Origin of the sequence: Azospirillum sp. A29 (genome assembly GCF_042604625.1) — a bacterium.
GTDB lineage: Bacteria > Pseudomonadota > Alphaproteobacteria > Azospirillales > Azospirillaceae > Azospirillum > Azospirillum palustre.
Map to the genome: position 1 here is coordinate 649,543 of NZ_CP170463.1, position 11,356 is coordinate 660,898.

Here is an 11,356-nt window from a genome sequence, read left to right on the forward strand (position 1 = left end):
CCTGATGGCTTCTTATGGCGCAGGTAATGTTGGCAGTGCGGTCCCCCCGATGCCCCCCATCCGGCGGCCGGATGGGGGGCAGGGGCGACGCTTCCTCTCGATTGCGTTTCTTATTCTTATACGGTTACGCGAATTCCACGATCTTCTGATCGACCGCCAGGCTGCTGCCCGTGGCTGCGTGGATTTTCGCGACCGTCCCGTCCTGCGACGCGCGCAGAATGTTCTCCATCTTCATCGCCTCGACCACGGCCAGCACCTCGCCGGCCTTGACCTCCTGGCCTTCCGACACCGACAGCGACACCAGCAGGCCCGGCATCGGCGACAGCAGGAACTTCGACATGTCCGGTGGCGCCTTGACCGGCATCAGGGCGTCCAGCTTGGCCGCCTTCGGCGTCAGCACCTTGACGATGGCCTGCGACCCGCTGTGGTGCAGCCGGTAGCCGATGCCGACGCGGTCGATCTGCACGCAGACATGCCGGCCGTTCACCGTGCCGCGGAACAGCGGCTCGCCGATCTGCCAGTCGCTCCGCACCGTGTGGTGCGTGCCGTCGACATCAACGGTGTAGCCGATGCGCTGCCCATCGCCCTCGGCGGCATGCAGGTGAACCGGATGCTGGGTGCCGTCGAGCACCACCACCCAGTCTCCGCGCACCGTCACCTTGTTGCCAGGCATCTTGCCGGAGATCTGGTTGTCGCGGTCGTTCAGGCTGCGGTGGATCACTGCCGCCACCGCGACCAGCACCGCCGGATCCTCCGGCGGCAGGTCCGAGGCGTGGAAGCCGTTCGGATATTCCTCGGCGATGAAGTTGGTGGTCAGCCGACCGTCGACGAAGCGCTGGTTCGCCATCAGCGAGGCCAGGAACGGGATGTTGTGGCTGACGCCGCGGATGTAGTACTGGTCCAGCGCCTCGCGCATTTCGGTGATGGCCTCGTCGCGCGTCTGCCCCCAGCTGCAGAGCTTGGCGATCATCGGATCGTAATACATCGAGATCTCGCCGCCCTCGAACACGCCGGTGTCGACGCGGACATGGCTGTCGGCGGCCGGCGGCCGGTAATGGGTCAGGCGGCCGGTCGAAGGCAGGAAGTTGCGGAAGGGATCCTCGGCATAGACGCGCGCCTCGACGGCCCAGCCGTTCAACTGCACGTCCTCCTGGCGGAGCGTCAGCTTCTCGCCGGCGGCGACGCGGATCATCAGCTCGACGAGGTCGAGGCCGGTGATCAGCTCGGTGACCGGATGCTCGACCTGGAGACGGGTGTTCATCTCCAGGAAGTAGAAGTTGCGCTCGGCATCGACGATGAATTCCACCGTGCCGGCCGACTTGTACTGCACCGCGTTGGCCAGCGCCACCGCCTGCTCGCCCATCGCCTTGCGGGTGGCGGCGTCGAGGAACGGGCTCGGCGCCTCCTCGATGACCTTCTGGTGGCGGCGCTGGATCGAGCATTCACGCTCGTGCAGGTAGAGGCAGGTGCCCTGCCCGTCGGCCAGCAGCTGGATTTCGATGTGGCGCGGCTGCTGGATGTACTTCTCGACGAAGACGCGGTCGTCGGCGAAGCTGGAGCGCGCCTCGTTGGTGGCCGAGCGGAAGCCCTCGCGCGCCTCCTCGTCGTTCCAAGCCACGCGCATGCCCTTGCCGCCGCCGCCGGCCGACGCCTTGATCATCACCGGATAGCCGATGTCACGGGCGATGGTGACCGCTTCCGAATCGTCGGCGATGACGCCGAGATAGCCGGGGACGGTGGAGACGCCGGCGGCCTTCGCCAGCTTCTTGGACTCGATCTTGTCGCCCATCGCCTGGATGGCGTGGGCGTCCGGACCGATGAAGGCGATGCCGGCCGCCGCCAGCGCCTCCTGGAACTCGCGCTTTTCAGACAGGAAGCCGTAGCCGGGGTGGACGGCCTGGGCGCCGGTCCGCTTGCAGGCCTCCACGATCCTGTCGATCAGCAGATAGCTCTGGGCGGACGGGGCGGCGCCGATGTGGACGGCCTCGTCGGCCATCTCGACATGGAGCGCGTTCCTGTCGGCGTCGGAATAGACCGCGACGGTCTTGATGCCCATGCGGCGTGCCGTGCGGATGACGCGGCAGGCGATCTCGCCACGGTTGGCGATGAGGATCTTCTCGAACATGCTGCCGGCCCTCACAGCGGAATGTTGTCGTGCTTGCGCCAGGGGGTCTGGAGCTGCTTGTTCTTCAGCATGGACAGCGCCTTCGTGATGCGGCGGCGGGTTCCGTGCGGCATGATGACGTCGTCGATGTAACCGCGCGACGCGGCGACGAAGGGATTGGCGAACTTCTGCCTGTACTCTTCCGTACGCGCCTCGATCTTCTCGGCGTCGCCGATGTCGCTGCGGAAGATGATTTCCACCGCGCCTTTGGCGCCCATCACCGCGATTTCAGCCGACGGCCAGGCATAGTTGAGGTCGCCGCGCAGATGCTTGGACGACATCACGTCGTACGCGCCGCCGTACGCCTTGCGGGTGATGACGGTCACCTTCGGCACGGTGGCCTCCGCGTACGCGTACAGCAGCTTGGCGCCATGCTTGATGATGCCGCCATATTCCTGGCTGGTGCCGGGCATGAAGCCGGGGACGTCGACCAGGGTGAGGATCGGAATTTCAAAGGCATCGCAGAAGCGGACGAAGCGCGCCGCTTTCTTCGAGCTGTCGATGTCGAGGCAGCCGGCCAGGACCATCGGCTGGTTGGCGACGATGCCGACCGTGGAGCCGTTCATCCGGGCGAAGCCGATCAGGATGTTCTTGGCGTATTCCGGCTGGAGTTCGAAGAAGTCGCCCTCGTCGACGATCTTGAGGATCAGCTCCTTCATGTCGTAGGGCTTGTTCGGGTTCTCCGGGACCAGCGTGTCGAGCGAGAAGTCCTCGCGGTCGAGTGGGTCGGCGCAGGGGCGGACCGGCGCCTTCTCGCGGTTCGACGACGGCAGGAAATCGACGAAGCGGCGCAGCTGGAGCAGCGCCTCGACATCGTTCTCGAAGGCCAGATCGGCGACGCCCGACTTGGTGGAGTGGGTGACGGCGCCGCCCAGTTCCTCGGCGGTCACGACCTCGTGGGTGACGGTCTTCACCACGTCGGGGCCGGTGACGAACATGTAGGAGCTGTCCTTCACCATGAAGATGAAGTCGGTCATCGCCGGCGAGTACACCGCACCGCCGGCGCACGGCCCCATGATCAGCGAGATCTGCGGGATGACGCCCGAGGCGTCGACGTTGCGCTGGAACACCTCGGCATAGCCGCCGAGCGAGGCGACGCCCTCCTGGATGCGGGCGCCGCCGCTGTCGTTCAGGCCGATGACCGGGGCGCCGACCGTCAGCGCCTGGTCCATGATCTTGCAGATCTTCTCGGCATGCGCTTCGGACAGCGCGCCGCCGAAGACCGTGAAATCCTGGCTGAAGACGAAGACGAGGCGGCCGTTGACGGTGCCGTGGCCGGTGACCACGCCGTCGCCCGGAACCTTCTGGTTTTCCATGCCGAAGTCGATGCAGCGGTGTTCGACGAACATGTCGAACTCCTCGAACGACCCTTCGTCGAGGAACAGCTCGATCCGCTCGCGCGCGGTCAGCTTGCCTTTGGCGTGCTGGCCGGCGATGCGCTTCTCACCGCCGCCCAGCCGCGCCGCGGCGCGCTTGGACTCCAACTTGGCCAGAATGTCTTGCATCGGGCGTTCCCATTATGTGGCGTCGCAGTGACGGTCCCTGCCCCGGCGCCTAGCGACGCAATCATTCACCGGAACGCCGCGGATTATTCACAAACTTCGCAGCGCTTCAAACAGCCTCTTCGCAAAAACGTGCGAAGTTGCGAAGCCCTTTGCAAATGCCGGTTTGCGCTTGCTAAGATTGCGAAGAACGGCTGATTCCCGAGGCTGGCGCCGGGCAGGAATTTATACGCATGCAAAAGAAGCTGTTCCTTGGCTACAAGCTGCGCCGCCTGCGCGAGCAGCGCGGCCTGACCCAGGCGTCGCTGGCCAAGACGCTTGAGCTTTCCCCCAGCTATCTCAACCAGTTGGAGAACAACCAGCGCCCGCTGACCCTGCCGGTGCTGATGCGGATCGCCGCCACCTTCGAGCTGGAGCTGTCCGCCTTCCTGGAGGACGAGGACAGCCGGCTGGTCTCCGACCTGCGCGAGGCGCTGGCCGACCCGCTGTTCGCAGGCGCCCCGCTGACCGCGGCGGAACTGCGCAGCGTAGTGGGGTCCAGCCCGGAACTGGCCCGCCGGGTGCTCAGCCTGCATCAGGCCTATCAGAAGCTGCATGAGCGGGTGCAGTCGCTGACCGACAGCCTCTCCAACACCGAACAGGGCGACAGCTTCGCCGGACCGCAATTTCCCTACGAGGAGGTGCGGGACTATTTCCACTACTGCAACAACTACATCGGTCCGCTGGACGAGGCGGCGGAACGGCTGTGGGACACCGAGAAGATCCATTCCGGATCGCTGCTGAACGAACTCGCCGCCTATCTGAAGCGGCGCCACGACGTGCGGGTGAAGATCGTCGCCGACGAGGCGGGCGACACCGCCATGCGCAGCTACGACGCCACCACCGGCACGCTGAGGCTGTCGGCCCTGCTGACCAGTTCCAGCCGCGCCTTCCACATGGCGAACCAGATCGCGCTGCTGGAGTTCGGCGACCAGATCGACGATTTGGTGGAGCAGGCGAAATTCTCCAGCGAGGATGCCCGCTCGATCTGCCGGGTCGGGCTTGCCAATTATTTCGCCGGGGCGCTGGTTCTGCCCTACCGCGCCTTCGCGGCGCAGGCCCGGGCCCTGCGCCACGATGTGGAGCAGCTGCAAAGCCGCTTTTCCGCTAGCTTCGAGCAGGTCTGCCACCGGCTGTCGACCCTGCAACGGCCGGGGGCGCGCGGCCTGCCCTTCTATTTCGTGCGGGTCGACATGGCCGGCAACATCACCAAGCGCCATTCGGCGACGCGCTTCCACTTCGCCCGCTTCGGCGGCGCCTGCCCGCTGTGGAACGTGCACGAGGCCTTCGCCCAGCCCGGCAAGATCCTGGTGCAGTTCGCCCAGATGCCGGACCGCACCGCCTATATCAGCATCGCCCGCACGGTGACCAAGCGCGGCGGCGCCTATCTGAAGCCGTCACGGCAATTCGCCGTCGGGCTGGGCTGCGAGGCGAGCCACGCGCCGGAACTGGTCTATGCCGCCGGCATCGACATCACCGACATGAAGGCGGCGGTGCCGATCGGCGTCAACTGCCGCCTGTGCGAGCGCACCGACTGCCAGCAGCGCGCCTTCCCGCCGATCGGCAGCGAGCTGCGGGTGAACGAGCATCACCGCAGCTTCGTACCCTACCTGTTCAATCCGCCGGACACGCCGTCCGGCTGAACGCCCTGCCGGGCCGACCGCCGCCCTCACCGCCGCCACCCTCACTGTCGTCGGTGTCGAGGACGACGCGGTCGCGCCCCTCGTCCTTCGCCCGGTACAGCGCGTTGTCGGCCCGGATCAGCAGGCGGTCGATGCTGTCGCCGTCGCGGAACCCGGCGACGCCGAAACTGCCGGTCTGCCGGTGGCCGTTGGAGAAGTCGTAGCCGCGGATCGTCCGGCGCAGCCGCTCGGCCAGGGCGAAGGCCGCTTCCGGGCTGGCCTCCGGGCACAGGATCAGGAATTCCTCGCCGCCCCAGCGGCCGACCGTGTCGGTGGCGCGCAGCGCCTTGCGGGCCAGCCCGGCGAACTCAATCAGCACCCGGTCGCCGAAGACATGGCCATAGCGGTCGTTGACCTGCTTGAACTGGTCCAGATCGACAAGGATGATCGACACCGGCCTGCCGTAACGGGCGGCGCGCTCCATCTCCGCACGGCAGATTTCGTTCAGATGGCTGCGGTTGGCAAGGCCGGTCAGCCCGTCGGTGCGCGACTGCACCCGCAGCCGCTCGTTCACCCGCATCAGCGTCACGATCCAGAACAGGCTGGTCAGGATGACCGCCGCCGGGATGGCGAGCAGCTTCGCCAGCGTCCACGGATCGAGCGGCGACTGCACCTGGATGGCGACATGGCGGTTGGCGATGGCGGTGCGTTCGGCGGCGGAAATCGTCCGGACGCCGCGGTCCAACGCCGCCAGCAGCTCCGGCTCGTCCCGGCGGACGCCGATGCGCAGCAAATTCTCGTAGCCCGGCAGATGGCCGGCGACCTTCAGGTTGAACCAGCCGGCCGTCTTGATGGTGAAGACGGCGACGGTCAGAGACCTGAGCGTCATGTCGGCCTCGCCGCGGGACACCATGGCGAAGGCGTCCGCCTCGCTGTCGACCACGACGATGCGCAGGTCGGGAAAGTCGCTGCGCACCCGCTCCTCGGTCGAGGTTCCCTTGGGAAGCACCATCGTCTCGCCGCCGAGCCCGGCGAGATCGGCGATGAAGTCATGGCTTTCCCGCGTCACCAGCACGTTGGGGTCGACGAACATCGGCTCGGTGAAGGCCAGCCACTCCTCCCGTTTCGCCGTCCGGTTCAGAAAGCTGAGGAGGCGGCAGCGTCCCTCACGCGCCGCCGCCATGCTGTCCTCCCAGTCGCCGGTCGGCAGGAGACGCAGAGCAACCCCGGAACGCTCCGACACCAGGGCCAGCAGGTCGGCGGCGATCCCCTGGTGCCTGCCGTCGGCGGTGATGGTTTCATAGGGGGGCCAATCGGGGTCGGCGCAATAGGGAACGCCCTCGGCGCCATAGGCCGCCGCACCGGCCAGGAGCTGGACCGGAATCGCCAGGACCATCAGGCATTGCAGCAGCCGCCTTGCCGCTCTCCCGGACAACGAGTCTGCCATAGAGCCACTTCTCCGGCGTCGGTCAACGCACCCAGGTCGGCGTACCTAGGTATGTAGCGGCAGAATAACCCTCTTTGCCGCGTGCGGCTCGCGAAATGATGCCGCGCTGGCCCGCAACTTGCTGAGAATTGGTCGCAAGATCGGCCGGATCGCGGACCTCGGTCCTTTTCTGACCCGATCGATGCAAGCTGCTTTGCATTTTGCCAATGGCGGGCCATGAACGGTGACATTCTGCATCACGCCCCCCACCACAGGGGGACGGCGTTCGCTCCGGAAGCGATGGCCCGCATGCTGGCGGTTTCCACCAAGGCCCTGGCGCAGGGGCGGGGGATCAGCCTGGATGTCGGCGTTCTGACCGGCACGCCGCCGCGCCTGATCGGCAATGCCGAGACCGTCAGCAGCCTGTGCAACGCGCTGGCGGCGAGCGCCATCGCCAGCGCCGCGCCGGGCCGGCTCGGCCTGCGGCTCTCGGCGCTGCCGGCCGGCGAGGATTCGGTCGTCTTCCGGGCGGAGCTGCATGGCCGCTACGAGGCCAGTTGCGGGGCCAAGTGCGAGGACGGCTTCAACAAGGATTTCATGCGCCGCCTGCTGGCGGGCCTGGGCGCGCAGATGAGCGTGACCGAGGAGGCCGACGGATCGCGGCGCGCGGTGCTCGACATGCCGGCGGCCCTGCCCTCCCGCACCACCGACGGCGAGCTGCTGATGAACTGGGCGCGGTCGCGCGGCGGCCGGCTGCTTGTGGTGGACGACAGCGCCACCAACCGCATGGTGGTGGCCGGGCTGCTCGCCAAGGCCGGCTTCTCGGTCGAGACCGCCAATGGCGGGGCGGAAGCGGTGGAGGCGGTCGCGCAGGCGCCGGTGCCGCCCGAGGCGGTGCTGATGGACGTGGCGATGCCCGACATGGACGGGGCCACCGCCACCGCCACCATCCGCCGGATGGGCGACGACCGGGCACGCATCCCGATCATCGCCGTCACCGCCAACGCCCAGCCCGAGGACCGCATCCGCTGTCTGGCGGCCGGGATGAACGACTATCTGACCAAGCCGGTCCGCCGTGCCGACCTGCTGGGGGCGCTGGAGCGCTGGCTGGCGCCGCAACCTGCTTGATGGAACTGCCCGCCTGGGGAACGCAGGTCCTCAGAAGGAGGAGTCGGGTTCCTTGAGGAACGCGTCCTCCTCAGGCGTGTTCGCACGGCCGAGGACGGCGTTGCGGTGGGGGAAGCGGCCGAAGCGCCCGATGATCTCGCGGTGGCGTTCGGCATAGCGGATCGTCGTCTCGTCGCCCACCCGTTCGGTGAACAGCGCGACGGAACGCTCCTGGCTGCCCATGTCCTCGTGATGTTCGAAGGGCAGATAGAGGAAGGTCCGCTCGTCCTCGTTGCATTCCAGGTCGAAGCCGTTGGCGACGGCATGCTCACTCACGCCCCGCGCCTTGGCGTCGGTGGCGAAGGCGCGAGCATCGTCGCGGAACATGTTGCGCGGCACCTGATCGAGCAGCACGCACAGCGCGATGCAGCCGTCGACATCCTCGATCCAGTCATCGTAGTCGCCGCGGGCCGCCGCCTCGTAATGCGGGCCCAGCGTGTCGGCCACCGCCCGGTCGAAGCTGGCCGACCTGCGGAACCAATAGGGCTTCATCGCCTCGTCGAACCAGAAATCGACGATCTCGTCGATCAGACTGTCCACCATTGTCTTCTCCGCCTTGCCTTGCGTCGCCCGACGACACGCTCCGCCAAAAAGAACAGGGCGCCCGAAGGGGCGCCCTGTCCAGATACCAATTGCCTCGACCGAACCGTCAGGCTCAGTGCAGCGTGCTCCACAGCTTGCGCTTGGCGGCGTACATCAGGCCGGCCAGCACCAGCAGGAACAGGATGACCTTGACACCCATCTGCTTGCGGGCATCGAGGTGCGGCTCCGCGACGAAGGTCAGGAAGGTCGCCACGTCGTGCGCCTGCTGCTCCACCGTCGCCTTGGTGCCGTCGGCGAAGGTGACGCCGTCGGGCTGCAGGATGTTCGGCATGCCGACCTGATGGCCGGGGAACACCTTGTTGTAGTTCATGCCGGGCATCACATGGACGTCGGCCGGCGGCTCCTCGAACCCGGTCAGGAAGGCGTAGAGGTAATCCTCGCCGCCGACGCGGGCCTTCGCCATCAGCGACAGGTCCGGCGGCAGGGCGCCGTTGTTCGACGCGCGGGCCGCCTGGTCGTTGGCGAACGGCGACGGGAAGCGGTCGGACGGCAGGCCCGGACGCATGAACATCTCGCCCGCGTCGTTCGGGCCGGCCTGCATCTCATAGCCGGAGGCGATGCCCTTCAGCTCGTCTTCCTTGAAGCCGATGCCGGCCAGCGTGCGGATCGGCACCAGACGCATGGAATGGCAGGCCGAGCAGACTTCCTTGTAGATCTGGAAGCCGCGCTGCGCCGCCGCCTTGTCGATGGTGCCGAAGATGCCGGCATGCGCCCAGTTCTGCTTGGGGATGTGCACGCCTTCGGAGGCCTGCGCGGCCCCGGCGATGCCGAGAGCCAGCGCCGCCGAGAGGATTGCAGTCTTCAACGCGCGCATCAGGCCTTCTCCATCGGCTTGGCATGGGCGCCGGCGGCGATGCTGCCCCCGCCCTTCAGAATGGACTCGGAGATGCTGTTGGGAAGCGGACGCGTGCGTTCCAGCTTGCCCAGCACCGGCAGCAGGACCAGGAAGTGGAAGAAGTAGTAGAAGGTGCCGATGCGCGCGATCAGCAGCCAGGAGCCCTCGGCCGGCATGGCGCCAGCATAGCCCAGGATCAGGGCATCGATGGCCAGGATCCAGAAGAACTGGCGGTAGACCGGGCGGAACTTGCAGCTGCGGACCTTGGAGCGGTCGAGCCACGGCAGGAAGGCCAGCAGCGCGATCGAGCCGAACATCGCCAGCACGCCGCCCAGCTTGTCCGGGATCGCGCGCAGCATGGCGTAGAAGGGCAGGAAGTACCATTCCGGCACGATGTGCGCCGGGGTCACCAGCGGGTTGGCCGGGATGTAGTTGTCCGGATGGCCCATGTAGTTCGGCATGAAGAACACGAACACCGCGAAGACGATCAGGAAGATCACCACCGCGAAGCCGTCCTTCAGCGTGACGTACGGGTTGAACGGAACGGTGTCCTGCGGGCCCTTCGGGTCGATGCCGAGCGGGTTGTTCGAGCCGCAGACATGCAGCGCCGCCGTGTGCAGGATCACCAGACCCAGCAGGACGAAGGGCAGCAGGAAGTGCAGCGCGAAGAAGCGGTTCAGCGTCGGGTTGTCGACCGAGAAGCCGCCCCACAGCAGCGTCACGATGGGGTCGCCGACGATGGGGAAGGCCGAGAACAGGTTCGTGATGACGGTGGCGCCCCAGAAGCTCATCTGGCCCCACGGCAGCACGTAGCCCATGAAGGCGGTGCCCATCATGACGAGGAAGATGATGACGCCGAGGATCCACAGGATCTCGCGCGGGGCCTTGTAGGAGCCGTAATAGAGCGCGCGGAACATGTGGATGTAGACGGCGATGAAGAACATCGACGCGCCGTTGGCGTGCACGTAGCGGATCAGCCAGCCGTAATTGACGTCGCGCATGATGCGCTCGACCGAATCGAAGGCCAGCGAGGTGTGGGACGAGTACTGCATCGCCAGGAACAGGCCCGTGGCGATCATGATCATCAGCATGATGCCGGCAATCGCACCGAACGCCCACAGATAGTTGACGTTCCGCGGCATCGGGTAGTGGTTGTACTCGTGATCCAGCATCGTGAAGATCGGCAGGCGGCTGTCGATCCAGTTCACGACCGGATTCTTGAACTTGGTGGCTTGAACCTGAGCCATCTCGGGGGTCTCCAGAACCGTTGGGCCGCGTTAACCGAGCCGGATCTTGGTATCGCCGGTGAAGGCGTACGTCGGAAGGACAAGGTTGGCGGGGGCCGGGCCCTTGCGGATGCGCCCAGCGGTGTCGTAGTGCGAGCCGTGGCAGGGGCAGAACCACCCGCCGTAGTCGCCGCGCGGATCGGTGACCTTCTGCCCGAGCGGCACACAGCCCAGATGCGTGCAGATGCCGATGACGATCAGCCATTCAGGCTTCTTCACGCGGGCATCGTCGGCAACCGGATCGCGCAGATCGCCAAGATTGACCTTCTTGGCGGACTCGATCTCCTCGGCGGTGCGGTGGCGGACAAAGACAGGCTTTCCGCGCCAGGTGACCGTGATCGCCTGACCTTCGGCCACGGGGGCCAGATCGACGTCGATGGAGGCAAGCGCCAGGGTGTCGGCCGCCGGGTTCATGCTGTCGATGAAGGGCCAAGCCGCCGAGGCCGCCCCGACGACACCGACCGCACCGGTGGCAAGATACAGAAAATCGCGGCGGGAACCCCCCTCGCCGCTGGAGGCCGCGTGGCCACCCGTCCCGGGCGGATGCGTGGTCTGAGCCATAAGCCTGTTTCTCCTCAAGGCATGCCCGACGCCCTTTGCCCGCGCCGGACGACCGATGGACCGTTTTTATGCATGACACGGCACGCCCGCCCGCCGAAGGAAAAACCCTCAGGCATGCCGCATCGGTCCGGAGTGGGTATCTCCAGCTTCT

9 protein-coding genes are annotated in these 11,356 nt (G+C 66.6%); 2 read left to right on the forward strand and 7 right to left on the reverse strand.

The features are described 5' to 3' along the window. Positions 1–124: 124 nt before the first annotated feature. Positions 125–2,125 carry an acetyl-CoA carboxylase biotin carboxylase subunit gene (locus ABNQ38_RS11515; RefSeq protein ID WP_377806972.1) on the reverse strand — a complete coding sequence of 667 codons (2,001 nt, stop codon included), beginning with the start codon at positions 2,123–2,125 and terminating at the stop codon, positions 125–127. Between the two features lie 11 nt (positions 2,126–2,136). Beyond that, positions 2,137–3,669, reverse strand: coding sequence for an acyl-CoA carboxylase subunit beta (locus tag ABNQ38_RS11520; protein ID WP_377806973.1), 1,533 nt, complete (start codon positions 3,667–3,669; stop codon positions 2,137–2,139). Positions 3,670–3,899: 230 nt separating this feature from the next. Here ABNQ38_RS11520 and ABNQ38_RS11525 point away from each other — a divergent pair, with 230 nt between their 5' ends. Further along, the gene (locus ABNQ38_RS11525; RefSeq protein WP_377806974.1) at positions 3,900–5,348 is read left to right on the forward strand and encodes a short-chain fatty acyl-CoA regulator family protein; all 1,449 of its coding nucleotides are present in this window, start codon (positions 3,900–3,902) and stop codon (positions 5,346–5,348) included. Here ABNQ38_RS11525 and ABNQ38_RS11530 read toward each other — a convergent pair. Then, positions 5,320–6,774 (reverse strand): diguanylate cyclase, encoded by a 1,455-nt coding sequence (locus ABNQ38_RS11530; RefSeq protein ID WP_377806975.1) that lies wholly within the window; start codon positions 6,772–6,774, stop codon positions 5,320–5,322. The two genes, ABNQ38_RS11525 and ABNQ38_RS11530, sit on opposite strands and share 29 nt — an antisense overlap. 216 nt (positions 6,775–6,990) lie before the next feature. Here ABNQ38_RS11530 and ABNQ38_RS11535 point away from each other — a divergent pair, with 216 nt between their 5' ends. Next, positions 6,991–7,881 (forward strand): response regulator, encoded by an 891-nt coding sequence (locus tag ABNQ38_RS11535; RefSeq protein WP_377806976.1) that lies wholly within the window; start codon positions 6,991–6,993, stop codon positions 7,879–7,881. A 30-nt stretch (positions 7,882–7,911) separates the two neighbouring features. Here the strand turns inward: ABNQ38_RS11535 and ABNQ38_RS11540 are convergent, their stop codons facing one another. The 4 genes from ABNQ38_RS11540 to petA all read right to left on the reverse strand — a co-directional run bounded on the left by ABNQ38_RS11540 (position 7,912) and on the right by petA (position 11,205). Beyond that, positions 7,912–8,463 carry a DUF924 family protein gene (locus ABNQ38_RS11540; RefSeq protein WP_377806977.1) on the reverse strand — a complete coding sequence of 184 codons (552 nt, stop codon included), beginning with the start codon at positions 8,461–8,463 and terminating at the stop codon, positions 7,912–7,914. A gap of 112 nt (positions 8,464–8,575) precedes the next feature. Beyond that, entirely contained in the window at positions 8,576–9,337 is a 762-nt protein-coding gene (locus ABNQ38_RS11545) for a cytochrome c1 (RefSeq protein WP_377806978.1), read from the reverse strand. Then, entirely contained in the window at positions 9,337–10,605 is a 1,269-nt protein-coding gene (locus ABNQ38_RS11550) for a cytochrome b/b6 (protein ID WP_109049603.1), read from the reverse strand. The genes ABNQ38_RS11545 and ABNQ38_RS11550 overlap by 1 nt, the downstream gene beginning before the upstream one ends. A gap of 30 nt (positions 10,606–10,635) precedes the next feature. Then, on the reverse strand, positions 10,636–11,205 hold the full coding sequence (gene petA, locus ABNQ38_RS11555) for a ubiquinol-cytochrome c reductase iron-sulfur subunit (RefSeq protein WP_109049602.1): 570 nt from the start codon (positions 11,203–11,205) through the stop codon (positions 10,636–10,638). Positions 11,206–11,356 lie beyond the last annotated feature (151 nt).

Coding starts and splice junctions, on each gene's coding strand:
- ABNQ38_RS11515 (WP_377806972.1), bottom strand. CDS start 2,125: ATGTTCGAGAAGATCCTCATCGCCAACCGTGGCGAGATCGCCTGCCGC.
- ABNQ38_RS11520 (WP_377806973.1), bottom strand. CDS start 3,669: ATGCAAGACATTCTGGCCAAGTTGGAGTCCAAGCGCGCCGCGGCGCGG.
- ABNQ38_RS11525 (WP_377806974.1), top strand. CDS start 3,900: ATGCAAAAGAAGCTGTTCCTTGGCTACAAGCTGCGCCGCCTGCGCGAG.
- ABNQ38_RS11530 (WP_377806975.1), bottom strand. CDS start 6,774: ATGGCAGACTCGTTGTCCGGGAGAGCGGCAAGGCGGCTGCTGCAATGC.
- ABNQ38_RS11535 (WP_377806976.1), top strand. CDS start 6,991: ATGAACGGTGACATTCTGCATCACGCCCCCCACCACAGGGGGACGGCG.
- ABNQ38_RS11540 (WP_377806977.1), bottom strand. CDS start 8,463: ATGGTGGACAGTCTGATCGACGAGATCGTCGATTTCTGGTTCGACGAG.
- ABNQ38_RS11545 (WP_377806978.1), bottom strand. CDS start 9,337: ATGCGCGCGTTGAAGACTGCAATCCTCTCGGCGGCGCTGGCTCTCGGC.
- ABNQ38_RS11550 (WP_109049603.1), bottom strand. CDS start 10,605: ATGGCTCAGGTTCAAGCCACCAAGTTCAAGAATCCGGTCGTGAACTGG.
- petA (WP_109049602.1), bottom strand. CDS start 11,205: ATGGCTCAGACCACGCATCCGCCCGGGACGGGTGGCCACGCGGCCTCC.